The sequence below is a fragment of the Sphingobium sp. Ant17 genome (assembly GCF_000588875.1).
Classification (GTDB): domain Bacteria; phylum Pseudomonadota; class Alphaproteobacteria; order Sphingomonadales; family Sphingomonadaceae; genus Sphingobium.
In genome coordinates this window covers 20,323-36,884 of sequence record NZ_JEMV01000001.1, presented here as the reverse complement: position 1 = coordinate 36,884, position 16,562 = coordinate 20,323, and the positions used below count along the sequence as shown (strand labels likewise).

The following is a 16,562-nucleotide window of genomic DNA, read 5'->3' as shown; positions in this document are numbered from 1 at the left end:
CACTCTTGACAAGAAACCCGCTGATAATCAATATACCCGTGAGTAGATAAAAGACGAATGGGTTTTACTTTGGCCTGACGCTGGGCAGTTATGGCGTCGTCAAAATTTTATCGCGATGTGCGTGTGTGCCAGATTTATGAGGGCACATCGGACATCCAGCGCTTGGTCATCGCGCGCAGTCTGTGAGAGGAATTGATATGCAGGACGATCCGGTAGTCATCGCCAGCTATGCCCGCACACCGATGGGCGGGTTCCAGGGTGCCTTGTCGGGCCTCAAGGCCACGGAGTTGGGCGCTGCGGCGGTGAGGGCGGCGGTCGAGCGCGCAGGCGTTTCGGTCGATGCGGTCGATCGCATCTATATGGGCTGCGTCCTGCCAGCGGGTCTGGGGCAGGCACCGGCGCGGCAGGTGGCATTGGGCGCAGGCCTTGGCCTCAACACCGAAGCCACGACCGTCAACAAAATGTGCGGATCGGGGATGCAGGCGGCTATCATGGCGCATGAAGCGCTTAGCTCTGGCGCGGTCGATGTCGTGATCGCAGGCGGGATGGAGAGCATGACCAATGCCCCCTATGCTTTGCCCAAGCATCGCGGCGGCGCGCGGATCGGCCATGACCGGATCATCGACACGATGATGATGGACGGGCTGGAAGATGCCTATGAGCCGGGTAAGGCGATGGGCGTGTTCGCCGAGGAAGCGGTGCGCGACTATCAGTTCACGCGGCAGGATCAGGATGATTATGCCATCCGCTCGCTTGAACGCGCCAGTGCCGCGATCGGCAGCGGCGCTTTCGTGCGGGAAATTACGCCGGTGACGGTCAAGGGCCGGGGTGGCGATACGATCGTCGATACCGACGAACAGCCGGGCAAGGCACGGCCGGACAAGATCCCCGGCCTCAAGCCCGCCTTCGTAAAGGATGGCACGATTACGGCGGCCAATGCCTCGTCCATTTCCGACGGTGCTGCGGCCCTGGTGATGACGCGCCAGAGCGTCGCGGACAAGCAGGGTTTGAAGGTCGTCGCCCGTGTGGTCGCGACCGCCGGGCACGCGCATGCGCCATCGAAATTCACCACGGCACCGGTTCCGGCGATCCGCAAGCTGCTGGAAAAGGCAGGCTGGTCGGTGGACGATGTCGATCTATTCGAGGTGAATGAGGCCTTTGCCGTGGTCGCGATGATTGCGGCGAAGGAATTGGGTATTCCGGCGGAGAGGCTGAACGTCAATGGCGGTGCTACCGCTTTGGGTCATCCGATCGGCGCATCGGGCGCGCGCATCGTTGCGACGTTGATCGGTGCGCTGGAAACGCGCGGGTTGAAGCGCGGCGTGGCCAGCCTGTGCATTGGTGGTGGCGAAGCGACGGCGATGGCGGTCGAGCTGGTCTGATAGTTTAGGGGTTGGACGTTATGGATATCAACGGTTTATCGGCCATTGTGACGGGTGGCGCTTCAGGTTTGGGCCGGGCGACCGCGACGATGCTGGCGGCGCAGGGCGCGAAGGTCGCGATCTTTGACCTCAACGAGGAGGCGGGCAAGGCCGTCGCGGCGGAACTGGGCGGCGTCTATGTCTCGGTGAATGTCGCTGATGACGCCAGCGTCGCGGCCGGTCTGGACACGGCCGAAGCCGCGCATGGCGTGGCGCGCATCCTGGTCAATTGCGCGGGGATCGCGCCTGCGGTCAAGACGGTGGGCAAGGAAAATGCGCCGCATCCGCTCGATGTCTTCGCCAAGACCGTGACCGTGAACCTGATTGGCACGTTCAATGTCATCTCCAAATTCTCCGCGCGGCTGGCCGCGGCGGAGGAGATTGACGGCGAGCGCGGCGTCATCGTCAACACCGCTTCGGTCGCGGCCTATGACGGGCAGATCGGGCAGGCGGCCTATTCAGCGTCGAAGGGCGGCGTCGTCGGCATGACTTTGCCGATCGCGCGCGACCTGGCGCAACATAAGATCCGCGTCATGACGATCGCGCCGGGTATTTTCTTGACGCCCATGCTCGAAGGCTTCCCGCAGCATGTGCAGGACGCGCTGGGCGCGCAGGTGCCGCATCCCAGTCGCCTGGGTAAACCCGCCGAATATGCGCAATTGGTGGAGTCCATCATCCGCAATCCGATGCTGAATGGCGATGTCATCCGGCTGGATGGCGCAATCCGCATGGCGCCGCGCTGATGGACGGGATCGMCTTTRCCGTCGAGRATGGCATCGGGCGGATCAYGCTCGACCGGCCGGAGGCTGGCAATGCCATCACCCTGCCGCTGGCGCGCGCGCTGCTGGCGGCGGCGATCCGSTGCCAGACCGACGCGGCGATCCGCTGTATTGTGATAACGGGCAGCGGTCGTTTATTCTGTGCGGGTGGCGATGTGCAAGTGCTYGCGGGCGCTGGGGATAGGCGCCCGGAAGTCTTGAGCGAACTGATCGCGACACTTCATGCGGCGATTGCACGGCTGGCGCGCGCGCCCAAGCCGTTAGTGACGCTGGTCAATGGCCCGGCTGCGGGCGCGGGGTTCAGCCTGGCGATGCTGGGCGACGTCGTGATCGGMGCGCGGTCGGCGCATTTTACCGCGGCCTATGGCGCGATYGGCCTGACGCCCGATGGTGGCCTAAGCTGGCTGTTGCCGCGTCTGGTGGGCTTGCGCAAGGCGCAGGAGATCATCCTGACCAACCGCCGGATCAAGGCGGAGGAGGCCGAGGCGATCGGGCTGGTGACGCGGATTGTCGATGATGAAGCGTTGGCCGACGAAGGCCTGCGCGTCGCCACCRCGCTCGCCGATGCGCCGATGGCGGCGCTGGCAGCCAGCCGCGCGCTGCTGGCCGATAGTTTCGAAACCGGGTTGGAGACGCAGCTGGACCGCGAATTGCGGAGCATGGCGGCGGCAGGCGCGGGACGGGAAAGCGAAGAGGGGCTGAGCGCATTGCTTGCAAAACGCCCCGCCAATTTTAGGGGAGTTTGAGACCATGGCCGACGCCTATATCGTAGAAGCCGTCCGCACCGCCGGTGGCCGCGCCCGCAAGGGCGGCCTGATCGACGTGCATCCCGCCGATCTGGGCGCAACCATCCTCAATGCGCTGGTCGATCGCACCGGGGTTGATCCGGCCGCGATCGAGGATGTCATCGTCGGTTGCGTCAGCCAGGCGGGCGAGCAGGCCTTTGCCTTTGGCCGCAATCTGGTGCTGGCGTCGAAGCTGCCCGACAGCGTGCCCGCCGTGACGATCGACCGGCAATGCGGTTCTTCGCAACAGGCGCTGCATTTCGCGGCGCAGGCGATCATGTCCGGCACGCAGGATCTGGTGATTGCCGCGGGTGCGGAAAGCATGACRCGGGTGCCGATGGGGTCCAACTATCAGCTTCATGCCGCTGCCGGTGTCGGCATCGGGCCATGGCCCAARAGCATCCAGAACCGCTATGGCGTGGCCGAGTTCAGYCAGTTTCATGGCGCRCAGATGATCGCCCATAAATATGGYTTCACCCGCGAGGATATGGACGCCTTTGCGCTGGCCAGCCATGCCAAGGCGGCTGCCGCGATCGACAGCGGCGCGTTCAAGGGTGAGATCGTCGGCGTGGAGACGCCYGRCGGYCTGTTCGACACGGACGATGGCGTGCGTCGTGGCGGCACGATGGAGGCGATGGCGAACGTCAAGACGCTGGAGGAAGGCGGCACGATCACGGCGGCCAATGCCAGCCAGATGACCGATGGCGCGTCGGGCGTGCTGGTGGCGAGCGAGGCGGCGATCAAGCGCTTYAACCTCACGCCGATCGCGCGCATCGTCAACCTGACCGTGACGGCGGGCGACCCGGTGATCATGCTGGAAGARCCGATTCCGGCGACCMRCCGCGCGTTCGAACGGTCGGGCCTCAGCCTCAACGATATCGACCTGTTCGAAGTCAACGAAGCCTTTGCTGCGATCCCGATGGCGTGGCTCCAGGCGATCGGCGCTGACCCGGCGAAGCTTAACGTCAACGGCGGCGCGATTGCGCTGGGCCATCCGCTGGGCGCCAGCGGCACCAAGCTGATGTCGACGCTGATCCACGCGCTGCGGGCGCGGGGCAAGCGCTATGGCTTGCAGACGATGTGCGAGGGTGGCGGCGTTGCCAATGTGACGATCGTGGAGGCGCTGTAATGGGCATCAGGACGCGCTTCACCGATCTGTGCGGGATCGAGCATCCGATCGTGCAGGGCGGCATGATGTGGGTCGGCCGGGCGGAACTGGCCGCGGCCGTCTCCAATGCAGGTGGCCTTGGCATATTGACCGCGCTGACCCAGTCAACGCCCGACGATCTGCGGCGCGAAATCGATCGTTGCCGCACGATGACCGACAAGCCGTTCGGCGTGAACCTCACTATATTGCCGTCGGTCAATCCGCCCCCTTATGCGGAATATCGCAAGGCGATCATCGACAGCGGGGTCAAAATTGTCGAGACGGCGGGGCACAAGCCGCAGGAGCATGTCGATGATTTCAAGGCGCATGGCGTCATCGTCGTCCATAAATGCACGGCCGTCCGTCATGCTCTATCGGCGCAGCGGATGGGCGTGGATGCGATCTCGATCGACGGGTTCGAATGTGCGGGGCATCCGGGTGAGGATGATATTCCGGGGCTGATCCTGATCCCGGCGGCGGCCGACAAGCTGACAATCCCGATGATCGCGAGCGGCGGTTTCGGCGACGGGCGCGGGCTTGCAGCGGCGCTGGCGCTGGGGGCGGACGGCATCAACATGGGCACGCGCTTCTGTGCCACGGTGGAAGCGCCGATCCATTACAATGTGAAACAGTTTCTGGTCGATAATGACGAGCGGGGGACGAACCTGATCTTCCGCAAATTCCACAATACAGGGCGGGTCGCCAAGAACAGTGTGTCGGATCAGGTGGTCGAGATATCGTCGCGCGAGGGTGCGGTGTTCCAGGACATCCAGCCGCTCGTGTCGGGCGCCAAGGGACGGGTCGCGCTGGAAACGGGTGATTTGGACGCGGGGCTGGTCTGGGCCGGGCAGGTCCAGGGCCTGGTCCAAGACATCCCGACCTGCGACGCGCTGGTGAGGCGCATCGTGACGGATGCCGAGGCGATTATCCGCGGTCGGTTGAACGCCATGCTAAGCGGCGAACAGGTCGCCGCCTGAGCGTCACTGTTCGATCAGCAGGGCGGTAGTCACGCCCAGCGTATCGCGGTGCGTAGCGACCATCGTGCCATCCTCGATCCGATAGACGCGGCGATTGGTCGTGCGCCAATCGACGGCGATGAAATGCTCTATTCCCATATTGTCCTATTATATCAAGGGCTTCGCAAAGGCAGCGCTATTGGTCGCTGCGGGGCGTAGAACCGTGCAGTCGCTGGTCCGGCAGAAGTGTGTGACCGTTCAACCATATTGCCATATCCGTATGCCTGGGATACTTTCGCGATGATTGGCAAGATCGGTCGACGGGCAAAGATAAGCGCGCGACGAAAAGGGGGAGAGGATGTTGGCTATGATCCACCATATATATGGCCGCATGATGGCCGGTCGATGAGCGCGGTCGAGCGCTTCTCCACCCGCCTCGTGCCGCCACAGCGCCGCCAGCTCTTCTGGCGCGAGGTCGTGGCTGAGGCCTTTCCCGGCATGACCGCGCATGCGCCCGAAGGGATAAAGGCCGAGCTTGCGCGCTGGTCGCTCGGTGGTGTCGGCTTTGCCCGCGCGCGCAGCGAGAGGGCGCAGGTCAGCCGGGTCGTGACGGAAGGCGAAGAGCGGCACCTGTTGCTGCATTTGCTTCACCGGGGATCGATGACGATGATCCATGGCGATCGCAGCAGCATGGCGCGGGTCGGCGACGTCGTCATCGCCGATGATCGTCACCCTTATGCCATCGACATTTCGCAGTTCAACGACTGCCTGATCCTGCAGGTGCCGGTGTCGATGATGGGCGATGATATCGCCGCGCGCGATTGGCACGGCTGTCTGGTGCCATCGACCAACCCGCATGTTCTGTTCCTCGCCCATGTGCTGCAAGGCCTATGGTCGCAGCGCGATCAGCTCGCGGCGCTGGACGATGATGCGGGTGTGTTGCTGGCCGATGCGGCACGGCTGTTATGCAGACGCAGCGTGCTCGATCGACCGGCTATCGCCATGCCGCGCTCACCGGTCGATTATGCGCTGGAGCATCTGGGCAATCCAGACCTTGGCACGGCGCTGATCTGCGAAGCGCTCGATCTCTCCCCCCGCGCAGTGCAAAAGAGCTTCTTCCGCCATGTCGGCCTGACGCCGACCGCGTTCATCACCACGCGGCGGCTCGAACGGGCAGCGGCCTTGCTGGCGCGTGACGATGGCATGACGATCACGGATATCGCCTTCGACGTCGGTTTCAGCGACTCCGCTTTCTTCACCCGCTGCTTCCGCCGCCATTTCGGCGTGTCGCCCAGCCAGTGGCGCAGCGGGCAGGGTGGTTCGCTTTTGTCCTGATCCTCGGTTCGCCCCTATCCAAGACGCGATGGGGGCCGCCGCCTATGATGGCCGACAACACACCGGAACAGGTGGGCCATTATGGGAGGATTGAAGATGGGCAAGTCGATGATCGCGGCGCTGATGGCGTCGAGTGCGATGGCCAGCACGCCGCTGTTGGCGCAGGATGCCGAACAATCGGGCGGCATCGCCGAAATCGTCGTCACGGCGCAGAAGCGCGCGGAAAATGTGCAGGACGTGCCGATCGCCATTTCGGCCTTCACCGCTGAGGCCTTGCAGGAGCGCGCCGTCGGCAGCGTGTCGCAGCTTTCCGCCATCGCGCCCAACGTCAATCTGGACGCGGGCACGCCCTTTTCCGGTTCCACCGCCGTTCTGGCCGCCTATATTCGCGGTATCGGGTCGGACGATTTCGCCTTCAACATCGATCCGGGCGTCGGCATCTACCTCGACGGCGTCTATCTCGCCCGCACGGTCGGCGCGAACCAGGATCTGCTCGATGTCGAGCGGGTGGAAATATTGAAGGGGCCGCAGGGCACCCTGTTCGGCCGCAATACGATCGGCGGCGCGATCTCGATCGTCACGGCCGATCCGGGTGACGCATTCAAAGCCAAGGGCGACGTGACGCTGGGCAGCTACAAGCTGTTCCAGGTGCGCGGGTCGGTAACGGTGCCGATAACTGAAGGCCTTAGCTCCGCTCTCACCTTCGGCATCAAATCGCGCGACGGATTCTTGAAGCGCTTGCCCTATCCCGACCAGCGCGCGAACAATACGCCCTCCTTCGACGCTTTCTCGGCCGCGGGCTATGACAGCGCCGCCAAGGAGGGTGCCAATGACAATTGGAACCTGCGCGGCAAGTTGCGCTGGGACAATGGTGGCGCGGTGCGGGCGACCTTCTCCGGCGACTATAGCAAGGACAAGGGCACGTCGGCCAACAAGCTGATCGGCACGACCGAGTTCGTGCCCGGCAATTTCGCGGGCACGACCAACCTGCCCGGCGCGGCGTTCGACCCGACAGGCACCACCGGCTTCCTGTTCGCGGGCCTCTATAATTTCTGCATCGGCAGCACAGGGGCGCAGATTGCCGCGCGCAATGCCCAGGCCTTGTGCGGCGTAGCTGGCACCCAGTTCAACCCGCAGTTTCAGCTAGCCAGCGTCGCCAGCGCTAATGTCGATGGCAATCCCGCCAACGATCGCCTCCCGTGGGACGGTCGCTACCTGATCGACAATCCCGATCGCAGCTATGCCAGCGGCAACAGCTATTCCAACCTGGAAAGCTGGGGCTTGAGCGGCGTCGTCGATTTCGACCTGGCCGACAACATCGCGCTCAAGTCGATCACCGCCTATCGCGAGCTGCACTGGAATGCCGGCCTTGATGCGGACGGTTCGCCGCTCAATTTCGTGCAGTTGAGCTTCACCATGAACCAGTGGCAGTTCAGCCAGGAATTCCAGCTGCTCGGCAATGCGTTCGAAGAAAAGCTGCGCTATGTTCTGGGTGCCTATTATTTCAAGGAAGCGGGCGACCTTCATGACTATGTGACCTTCGCCGAAGGGTTGGTGCAGGTCGATGGTCCCAACGAACTGGCGACCAAGAATTACGCCTTTTTCGGTCAGATCGACTATCGCCCGATCGACCTGATCGGCATCACCATCGGCGGTCGCTACACCAATGAACGCAAACGGTTCGAGGGCGGACAGCAGGAGCTGAACGGCTTCAACTATAAGCTGTTCGGGTGCGCCGATGCCAATGGCAATGTCTTCCCCGGTGGTCCCTTCCCGCTGGCACCGATCCCTTGCCAAGTGGGTTTGAGCTATCCTGACCCGAACAATCCGGTTCGCGTTTATACGCCGGGCGTCAATCGCAAGAAATTCAGCGATTTCTCGCCCAAGGTCGGCGTCCAAATCCATCCCACCGACGATGTCATGCTCTATGGCAGCTGGTCGAAGGGCTATAAGACCGGCGGCTGGACCACGCGCCTGACCAACCCGCAGGGCAATGTCGCACCCGACTTCAACGAGGAAAAGGCGACCACCTGGGAAGCGGGGATCAAGTCCACGCTGCTCGACCGGCATCTGCAACTCAACGCGGCGGTCTTCTCGACCAAATATCGCGATATTCAGCTCAATATCCAGGTCGGCACCTCGCCCACCATCGCCAATGCGGGCGATGCGCGCATCCGTGGCTTCGAACTGGAGATGGTGGCGGCACCCGTCGATGGCCTGACCATCAATGGCGCGATCGGCTATATCGACGCCCAATATACATCGGTATCGGCGGGCGCGGCGGCGGTCGGCGGGGCCAATGGCTTCCAGGCCGGGACGCTGGTCGGCGAAACCCTGCCCAAGACGCCCAAATGGAAAGTCAATCTCAGCCCCCGCTATGAAGCCAAGCTGGGCAATGGCGCGTCGCTCGTCATGCTGGCCGACTGGACCTATACGTCCAGTGCCTGGAACGACACGCAACGCACCCTGCTGCTCAAGCGGGTATCGACCGACATCGTCAATGCCTCGGTCAGCTATCGCGAACCCGATGGCAAATGGTCGGTAACGGCGGGCGGCACCAACCTGACCGACAAGCGCTTCCTGACGTCGGGCGGGTCGAACATCGCGGCGGGGGCGATCTTCGGCACCTATAACCGGCCGCGCGAATGGTATCTGCGCTTCGGCTTCGATTTCTGATCATGGGCCGGATCGCGATCAGGGCCGCCGTGGTCGAAGCACCGGGCGGTCCCTTCCACTTCGAAACCCTCGCCATGGACCCGCCCGGTTCCGACCAGATCCGCGTGCGACTGTCCGCCTGCGGCATCTGCCACACCGACATGGTGATGCGCGACGGCGCATTGCCCACGCCCCTCCCGGTCATATTGGGCCACGAAGGGGCGGGTGTGGTCGATGCGGTTGGTTCCGCCATCGACGGCGTTAGAGTCGGCGACCATGTGTTGCTGAGCTTCCATAGCTGCGGCGTCTGTGGGGCCTGCCATGATCATCAACCGGGCTATTGCGTCGAATTCGTGCCGCGCAATTTCATGGGGGTCACGCAGGAAGGCGAAGGCGGCATCTGGCGCGGCGATCAGCGGATCGGCAGCAACATCTTCGGCCAGTCGGCCTTCGCGACCCACGCGCTTGCGCATCGCGACAATGTGGTGCGGATCGACCCCGATCTGTCGCTCGACATCCTCGCGCCTTTGGGCTGCGGGATACAGACCGGCGCGGGCACGGTGCTGGAAACGCTCAAGGTCGCGCCTGGCCAGTCGATCGCGATCTTGGGGGGTGGAGCCGTTGGCCTGTCCGCCGTCATGGCAGCTATGATCGCCGGGGCCGGACGGATCGTGGTGATCGATCGCCATTCCAGCCGCCTGGACCTTGCCCGCACATTGGGCGCGACCGAAACAGGCGATGATCTCGCATCGATCGAAGGCCTGTTCGATCATATCGTCGACACGACGGGCGTCCCGGCCTTGCTTGGCCCAGCGTGGAGAAACTGGCGCAGCGCGGCACGCTCGCCTTGGTCGGTGCCTATCCGCCCGGCGGCTGCGCCATCGATGCGTCGGCGATCATGAGCATGGGGCGGCGGATCGTCGGCGTGGTCGAGGGCGGCATCGATCCACAGCGCTTCATTCCCCGACTGATCGGCTATTATCGCGACGGCCGGTTGCCGCTGGAAAAACTGATCCAGCGCTATGCCTTTGCCGATTTGCAAGCGGCCTTCGCCGCGTCCGAAAGCGGGGCGGTCGTCAAGCCGGTGGTGGTGATGGATCAGCCCTGACGTTCAGCGACCGGCAAGGCGGATCGGGCCATAGCGTCAGCCCAGCAACAGGGAGACGCATCATGGTGGACAAATTGGGGACAGCGCCGACCGGCTTTTGCGACAGGCGCCGCTTGATCGCGACAATCGCGCTGCTGCCGCTTGCCGCCTGCGCGACTCCGATGGGGCGCTACACCGTGGAGGAAGCGGTGCGTCGCCTGCTCCAATTGTCGAGCCAACGCGCCTTTGCGCGCCTGACCGAACCGGGTGGCTTTTATGATGATCAACTTACCCGCATCACGCCGCCTGACTTGGGTGGGGACCGGGGCGGCGCGGTTCTGTCCGCGCTGCTGCGCACGCGCGCGGTGCGCGATCGGGTCGGCATGGCGCTCAACGATGTCGCCGTCGATCTGGCCGACAATGCTGCCGCTGATCGGCACGATCCGCGACTGCGCGACGCATTTCGCGCTCTATAAGCCTCATGCCCAGACGCAGGCGCGCGTGTTGCTGACCCATCCCGTCCACCGCGAAGGGCGCAAGACGCGGACCTGGCTGCTTGAACCCAATGAGATCGAAGCGCTGGTCGTGCGGATGCGCAGCGAGGCGCATTAAAGCTCGACCAGCGCCGACCGGGCGTTAGTAATTCCACTGCACCTGGGTACGGATAAGATGGCCTTCGGCGCGGCCGGTCCGGCGTTCGTCGGCTTCGGCGCGCTTCATCCGGGCATAGGCCATGGTGATTTCCAGCGCCTTCCACGGCTGCCATTCCAGGCCCAGTTCGAACTCGTCGGTTTCCAGGCGCGGTGCGTTGGTCGCGGCTTTCCAGCCGCCGCGATAATGTTGCCAACGGCCATAAGGCATCAGCGTGCCGAAACTGTCCGATGTCGGCAGGCGCATCATCATCTGGACATAGCCGCCATTCAACTTGCTCGCGCGGATCGACTGGCTGGCCAGATCATATTGCGGCGCGCGGCCCCAATTCCACTCAGCCTGAATGCCGATCGGCTGGGGATAAAGCATGGCGTGGATGCCAGCGCGATTATCGTCATAGGACAGGGCGCTGACGCCGCCGCTGCGGATTTCGGGCTGGATCGTGTTCAGCATCGCCGACCCGCCGATTTCGAACACCTGACCCGCAAAGGCGTCGCCCAGGCCATCCAGTTCGAATGGCCATGTCGCCAAGACGACCTTCATCAGGTCTTTATTCTGCTCGGTCTTGTTGATGCCCTGCCCGTTAAAAACGCCCAGCCCGAACGCGCCATAATTGCCGAACAATTTTTGCCCGTCATCGGCCAGCCTGTCCCAGATTTTCTGGACCGATGGCGGCGTATAATAGGCCACGACGCCCAGGTCGCGTTCGCCCGGCACGGCGCTGTTGATGCCGTCGCTGCGATCGAGCGTCAGGCGGTTGGACGAGGACTGCATATTCTCCCAGCCATAGGGCACCTTCGACTGGCCAAACCGCAGCCGGACGCTCTTGGCTTTGTCGAGGAAGATATCGGCATAGGCGTCGCGCAGCTGGCCGAAACTCTCCCGGCGCTCGCCACCACTCTGGTTGCTGACGGCGGTCGCGAAATCCGGCTGCAGATAGAGCGATACGCGATCAGAAATATCGCCTTGCAGGACGAGGCGGACCCGGCGCAGGGTAAAGCCGCCCCTGTCGGAAATGCCGCTGTCATGGACCGAGCGCAGGCGGGACGTGCCCGCAGGCGCGCTATCATCGCCGGACAGGAAGGCATTGTAGCGCATCTGGGTATAGCCGCGCAGCGACAGGCGATCATACCAGCCTTTCTTCGGCGTTTCGGCAGGGTCGGCATCGACCGCGTCGGGGCTGGGTGCCGAAAGGCTCGCCATCTGCGGCGCAGGGGCAGGGCTCGTCGGGACCGGCACAGGGGCGGCGGCGGACGCGGTTGCCGGGGCGGGCTGACGGGCGGACAGGGCGGACAGGGCGGCGGTAAGGGCCTGCACTTGGGCCTTCAACTCATCGATCTGGCTTTGCAGTTGCTCGACCGTTTGCGCCTGCGCGGCTTGGGACATCAGCGCCAGCAGGCTGACCGCCAGACCCATGCCGATATGTCTCGATTGTTTCACGGCCTTGTCCCTTGTTCGACAAGGGCGCCAGCTATGGCGGTTCAATGACTCTTTAATGACAGATTTTATCGGTTTTTATGACAGTAGTGACATGTAAATGTCATATAACCGGCGGCACCGTCATAGGTCAGGATGCAAAGAGATCGCCCTGCCGTGGCCGGGTGGCGGGACGCCTTGTCAAAGGCGGCGCGCTGACCAGGGCGCGGGCGCGTCCGGTCAGGGTATAGACCGCCTGCCGCTGCGCGCCGCGGTTCAGATGATCGACGCGAAACCCCTGATAATGGCGTTTGAGCAATCCGGCCTTCACCAGTTCGGACACCGCACGGCTGAGGTTCGTCTTGCCGGAGGTACGGACGCGGATACGTACTTCATCCTGCACCAGCGCCTCGTTCGCCGCCGCGTCGCCGGTCAGCCGCTCTTCCTTGCGCAATTCCTCCCTGACGCGTTCGACCAGCGCCATTCGCCGAGGATCGCGATGGCCCATGGGCGTCAGCGCATCGCATAGCCAGTCGCGCAACGACACCAGGCTGTCGTCCACCCGCACCAGCGGGCCGGCGCTGCCGTCGGGTCGCGCCACGTCCGCGATCAATGTCAGCAGCATGAAGGCATAGCGGGGACGCGAACAGCAATGCGACAATTGGTCCAGCAACAGCGACACATCGCTGCCGCTGGCTGCACGGGAGGGAAGGGGGGCGTGAAACATAAGGTGAATCAAGCACAGTGCAGCCTTCCTGTGAATCCCTAATTTCCCCCGAGTCGCACTTTGTCGCGCGTGACACTTTTCCCTTCGGCAAAGTGTCACGGCTGAGACTTTGCCGAAGGGGCCGCCTCAGCTGCCTAGCGTTGCAGGTTCAGGTGACGGGTGAAGAAACGCGCCATCACATCGAACGCCTCGCGCGATTCAGGCAAGGCAGGGTCGTAGAAAAAGGCATGGCCCAGGCCATCCCAGATGTGCAGGTCGGCATCGACCCGGCCTTCACCAGTTCCTTATGCGTGTTGACCGCCGCGCTCATCTCGAACGCGCGGGTGCCGGTAATCACCAGCGTCGGCGGAAACTGCGCCAACGTCGCGGGGAACTCGATTGGGGAGACGAGCGGATCGAACAGGTCGATATCCTTGAAATAGGCGCGACTATCCTCGCGCTGCGCCAAGGCCTGGAAGGGTCTTCCGAACGCCCGACTGTCCCCACCCCACCGTGCATCGGCCGACGCACAGAAGATACCGATCGCCGCTGGCAGGGGGAGTTTGTCGCGCACCAGCGCCGCGATCGTTTCCGCCGTCAGCAGTCCGCCGGCCGAACAGCCGAATATCGCGATATCCTGCGGCTTATGGGTCTTGAGCAATTCGCGATAGACGGTCAGCACGTCCTGCGTTGCCGCCGGGTAGACATGTTCGGGCGCCTGGCGATAGGTGATGCTGACGATCTCCACCCCGGCAAGACCCGCAAGCGGGATGGATTCGATCATGCCCGTTCCCGGCGCGGCGCCCATGACGAAGCCTCCACCGGGCAGATTGAGCAGGATATTGGCCCGGTTCGCCTGTGGGACGCCGCCTGCCGGTGTCGCGCGAACGGCGGGGACGCCTGCGATCTCCGTCTCTTGCGTGGTCACCTCGTACATCTGTTTGAGCGCATCGAGCCGCGGTGCCATAAGTTGCGGCATCCGCGCACGCAACGCACCGGCCTGACCGGCCGCGACGGCGCGCATCATCGGTTCTTCGGGGTCGAACGGTGTCCGGGGCAGCGCCTTCTTCGCCGCCTCGCTTAGATAGTCCGACGGCGGCAAGCGGAAGGCGGGCACGACCACCGTGCCATCCGGCTCGATCGTGCCGGGTCCGGCTAGGGGTGGCGTTTGGGCGAGCGCCGCGCCGATACACAACGCACTAGCCACGCTGGCGAGTAAAACCTTCCGAATTCCGTTGGATAGACTGAACATGCTTATCTCGTCTATGAATTATGTTATAAGACATAATATACAAGCTTGAGTGGGGAGGGCAAGCAGACTATTGAAACCTATGTCCGTGTCGCTGTCCGCTTTATCCGATCCGCTCGACAATCTGCTCAGCTATCATCTGCGCCGCACCACCACGGCGGCGACCACCGCTCTGGCCAATATGCTTCAGCATTTGGAACTCAATGTCAGTGAAGCAACGCTGCTGCTGTTCCTGGGCGCGAACCAGGGCTGCACCCAGAGCGACATCGGTCGCGCTTTACGCGCCCAGCCCGCCAATCTGGTGCCGCTGATCAACAAGCTGGTGCTGCTCGGCGCGCTGGACAAACAGCCAGGGAAGGGGCGGGCGATAGCCCTCTCGCTGTCGGATGAAGGCCAACAACTCCATGCAAAAGTGCAGCAGGCTTTCACGCGCCATGAAGAAGTGATCGGCCGTTCCATACCGCCCGAACGGCGCGACGAAATAATGGCGCTGCTCCGCCAGGTCTGCCGCGACGCCTGCCACCCCTGATCGATCATTCGGCGTCCGGTTCGACCCACTTGGTCGTCAGTGCGCGCGGGGACAGGTATTTGGTGGTGGTCCAGCCGCCATCCACGGCGATCGTCTGCCCGTTGATGAAGCCTGCGCCCGGCGAGCAAAGAAAGGCGATCGTGCTGGCGATATCCTCGACTTCGCCCAATCGGGGAAAGGGCGTCGTTTCGACATTCACCCGCTTGAACATCTCATCGTTGAACCGGTGCCGCACCATATCCGTCATGGTGACGCCAGGCGCGACGCAATTGGCGCGAATACCGCGCGGGCCATAATCGCAGGCGATATGCTGAGTCAGCGCACCAAGGCCGCCCTTGGCCGCCGAATAGGCGCCGCCCCGCCGCCCACCGATCATCGCATAGGTCGAACTGACATTCACGATGCCACAGCCCTCACTCATATGGCCGATGACTTCGCGGCACAGGCGGAACGGCGCGCGGAGCATCAGCCCCAGAAAATAGTCGAGCGTCTCGTCATCGGTTTCATGCAGCGGCTTGGGGCCGCCTGCACCGGCATTGTTGACCAGGAAGTCGATCCGGCCGAAGCGTTCGAGCGCCAGAGCGACGATCCGGGTCGGCGCATCGTCGGCGGTGATATCGACCGAGAGCGTCGCGATCCGCATCGGATCGCCGACCGCCTGCTCCAGCGTCGCCAGCTTGTCGGCGTCGCGTCCGACACCCACGATCGCCATGCCGGCCTCTGCCAGCATCTTAGCAGTGGCCAGGCCGATGCCGCTGCCCGCCCCGGTGATGATCGCAACCTGCATCGTTGATTTCCCTCTATTTGCCTCGGGCCTTTCTTATCGCGCTAAGACGGTCATCGCGAACCGCTGGAGCGATGCCTTGTCGGCCTGCCTTGAACGGGCGGATGCACCGGTTAACCCATTGGCGTAACAATCGGACGAGAAGGATAGGGCCATGGCCGAGCTGCGTTTCGACGATCGCGTCGCCGTCATCACTGGTGCAGGTCGTGGCCTGGGCCGTGCCTATGCGCTGTTGCTGGCCGCCCGCGGCGCAAAGGTGATCGTCAATGATCCGGGTGGCGCGATCCGGGGCGAGGGCGGCGATGCCGGACCCGCAGCCGATGTCGTGGCGGAGATCAAGGTTTTGGGTGGCGAAGCGATCGCTTGCACCGAATCGGTCGCAACCCCCGAAGGCGGCCGCGCCATCATCAACTGCGCCCTCGACCATTATGGCCGCATCGATGCGCTGATCCATAATGCCGGGAATGTGCGCTACGGGTCGATGAAGGAATTAAGCCAGGACGATTTCGACGCCGTCCTGGACGTGCATCTGCGCGGTGCTTTTCACGTTGCCCGGCCCGCCTTCCCGATCATGTGCAGCGCGGGCTATGGCCGGATCGTGCTGACCTCCTCGATCGGCGGGTTGTATGGCAATGCAAATTGCGTCAATTACGCCATGTCCAAATCCGGCATGATCGGGCTCAACACTATATTGGCGCTGGAGGGGGAAGCGAGGGTGTCCGGTCGAATATCATCGTGCCTGGTGCCGTCACCCGCATGGCGGAAGGTATCGACGTGTCCGCGTATCCACCGATGGGGCCTGAACTGGTCGCGCCGGTGGTCGGCTGGCTGGCGCATGAGGAATGCTCGATCACCGGCCAGATGCTGGCCTCGATCGCAGGACGGATCGCGCGGGTCTTCGTAGCGGAAAGCAAGGGCGTTTATCAGCCCGACTGGTCAATCGAGGATATCAGTAGTCAAATCGACGCCATCATGGACAGCGCCGATCCGCTCGATTTTGGCCTGCACGGCCATGTCGATCATATCCACTACAGCTTCGAACGGGCCGTAGCAGGGGCCTGA

The 16,562-nt window shown here is 63.4% G+C and carries 17 protein-coding genes and 2 pseudogenes; 14 read left to right on the top strand and 5 right to left on the bottom strand.

Annotated features, from left to right (window positions below; genetic code table 11):
• Nucleotides 1-102: 102 nt before the first annotated feature.
• The 6 genes and pseudogenes from BF95_RS25945 to BF95_RS00135 form a co-directional block, all read left to right on the top strand.
• A pseudogene (locus BF95_RS25945) lies at nucleotides 103-186 on the top strand (acyl-CoA dehydrogenase family protein); the annotation flags it as partial.
• An 11-nt stretch (nucleotides 187-197) separates the two neighbouring features.
• Nucleotides 198-1,382 (top strand): acetyl-CoA C-acyltransferase, encoded by a 1,185-nt coding sequence (locus BF95_RS00155; RefSeq protein ID WP_043148573.1) that lies wholly within the window; start codon nucleotides 198-200, stop codon nucleotides 1,380-1,382.
• A 20-nt stretch (nucleotides 1,383-1,402) separates the two neighbouring features.
• A complete protein-coding gene (locus BF95_RS00150; RefSeq protein ID WP_043148570.1) occupies nucleotides 1,403-2,164 on the top strand; it encodes a 3-hydroxyacyl-CoA dehydrogenase in 762 nt (253 codons plus the stop codon).
• Nucleotides 2,164-2,946 carry an enoyl-CoA hydratase/isomerase family protein gene (locus BF95_RS00145; protein WP_043148569.1) on the top strand — a complete coding sequence of 261 codons (783 nt, stop codon included), beginning with the start codon at nucleotides 2,164-2,166 and terminating at the stop codon, nucleotides 2,944-2,946. The genes BF95_RS00150 and BF95_RS00145 overlap by 1 nt, the downstream gene beginning before the upstream one ends.
• A gap of 4 nt (nucleotides 2,947-2,950) precedes the next feature.
• On the top strand, nucleotides 2,951-4,114 hold the full coding sequence (locus BF95_RS00140; protein ID WP_043148566.1) for an acetyl-CoA C-acetyltransferase: 1,164 nt from the start codon (nucleotides 2,951-2,953) through the stop codon (nucleotides 4,112-4,114).
• A complete protein-coding gene (locus tag BF95_RS00135) occupies nucleotides 4,114-5,109 on the top strand; it encodes an NAD(P)H-dependent flavin oxidoreductase (RefSeq protein WP_043148564.1) in 996 nt (331 codons plus the stop codon). The genes BF95_RS00140 and BF95_RS00135 overlap by 1 nt, the downstream gene beginning before the upstream one ends.
• Nucleotides 5,110-5,112: 3 nt before the next feature.
• Here BF95_RS00135 and BF95_RS28565 read toward each other — a convergent pair whose 3' ends face one another.
• Nucleotides 5,113-5,247, bottom strand: a complete 135-nt coding sequence (locus tag BF95_RS28565) for a hypothetical protein (RefSeq protein WP_327195390.1) — start codon at nucleotides 5,245-5,247, stop codon at nucleotides 5,113-5,115.
• Between the two features lie 246 nt (nucleotides 5,248-5,493).
• On the opposite strand from BF95_RS28565, the gene BF95_RS00130 reads away from it, so the two are divergent.
• From BF95_RS00130 to BF95_RS00110, 6 genes are all read left to right on the top strand, one after another.
• Nucleotides 5,494-6,423, top strand: a complete 930-nt coding sequence (locus tag BF95_RS00130; protein ID WP_043148758.1) for an AraC family transcriptional regulator — start codon at nucleotides 5,494-5,496, stop codon at nucleotides 6,421-6,423.
• A gap of 96 nt (nucleotides 6,424-6,519) precedes the next feature.
• Nucleotides 6,520-9,099, top strand: a complete 2,580-nt coding sequence (locus BF95_RS00125) for a TonB-dependent receptor (RefSeq protein ID WP_043148563.1) — start codon at nucleotides 6,520-6,522, stop codon at nucleotides 9,097-9,099.
• Complete coding sequence (locus tag BF95_RS00120; RefSeq protein ID WP_235209488.1) at nucleotides 9,069-9,980, top strand: alcohol dehydrogenase catalytic domain-containing protein; 912 nt, start codon at nucleotides 9,069-9,071, stop codon at nucleotides 9,978-9,980. Before BF95_RS00125 ends, BF95_RS00120 begins: the two co-directional genes overlap by 31 nt.
• A complete protein-coding gene (locus tag BF95_RS28560) occupies nucleotides 9,977-10,186 on the top strand; it encodes a hypothetical protein (protein ID WP_235209487.1) in 210 nt (69 codons plus the stop codon). The genes BF95_RS00120 and BF95_RS28560 overlap by 4 nt, the downstream gene beginning before the upstream one ends.
• A gap of 62 nt (nucleotides 10,187-10,248) precedes the next feature.
• Nucleotides 10,249-10,641 carry a DUF4197 family protein gene (locus tag BF95_RS00115; protein ID WP_051519776.1) on the top strand — a complete coding sequence of 131 codons (393 nt, stop codon included), beginning with the start codon at nucleotides 10,249-10,251 and terminating at the stop codon, nucleotides 10,639-10,641.
• Nucleotides 10,562-10,777 carry a hypothetical protein gene (locus BF95_RS00110; protein ID WP_043148561.1) on the top strand — a complete coding sequence of 72 codons (216 nt, stop codon included), beginning with the start codon at nucleotides 10,562-10,564 and terminating at the stop codon, nucleotides 10,775-10,777. The genes BF95_RS00115 and BF95_RS00110 overlap by 80 nt, the downstream gene beginning before the upstream one ends.
• A gap of 24 nt (nucleotides 10,778-10,801) precedes the next feature.
• On the opposite strand, the gene BF95_RS00105 is transcribed toward BF95_RS00110, so the two are convergent.
• The 3 genes from BF95_RS00105 to BF95_RS00095 form a co-directional block, all read right to left on the bottom strand.
• Nucleotides 10,802-12,232, bottom strand: coding sequence for a porin (locus BF95_RS00105; RefSeq protein WP_043148559.1), 1,431 nt, complete (start codon nucleotides 12,230-12,232; stop codon nucleotides 10,802-10,804).
• Nucleotides 12,233-12,383: 151 nt separating this feature from the next.
• Nucleotides 12,384-12,959 carry a hypothetical protein gene (locus tag BF95_RS00100; RefSeq protein WP_043148558.1) on the bottom strand — a complete coding sequence of 192 codons (576 nt, stop codon included), beginning with the start codon at nucleotides 12,957-12,959 and terminating at the stop codon, nucleotides 12,384-12,386.
• 175 nt (nucleotides 12,960-13,134) lie between these two features.
• The gene (locus BF95_RS00095) at nucleotides 13,135-14,190 is read right to left on the bottom strand and encodes an alpha/beta hydrolase fold domain-containing protein (RefSeq protein WP_235209486.1); all 1,056 of its coding nucleotides are present in this window, start codon (nucleotides 14,188-14,190) and stop codon (nucleotides 13,135-13,137) included.
• A gap of 79 nt (nucleotides 14,191-14,269) precedes the next feature.
• On the opposite strand from BF95_RS00095, the gene BF95_RS00090 reads away from it, so the two are divergent.
• Nucleotides 14,270-14,716 carry a MarR family winged helix-turn-helix transcriptional regulator gene (locus BF95_RS00090; RefSeq protein WP_043148557.1) on the top strand — a complete coding sequence of 149 codons (447 nt, stop codon included), beginning with the start codon at nucleotides 14,270-14,272 and terminating at the stop codon, nucleotides 14,714-14,716.
• Between the two features lie 4 nt (nucleotides 14,717-14,720).
• Here the strand turns inward: BF95_RS00090 and BF95_RS00085 are convergent, their stop codons facing one another.
• The gene (locus BF95_RS00085; RefSeq protein ID WP_043148556.1) at nucleotides 14,721-15,503 is read right to left on the bottom strand and encodes an SDR family NAD(P)-dependent oxidoreductase; all 783 of its coding nucleotides are present in this window, start codon (nucleotides 15,501-15,503) and stop codon (nucleotides 14,721-14,723) included.
• 151 nt (nucleotides 15,504-15,654) lie between these two features.
• Here BF95_RS00085 and BF95_RS00080 point away from each other — a divergent pair.
• Nucleotides 15,655-16,562: pseudogene (locus BF95_RS00080) on the top strand (SDR family NAD(P)-dependent oxidoreductase).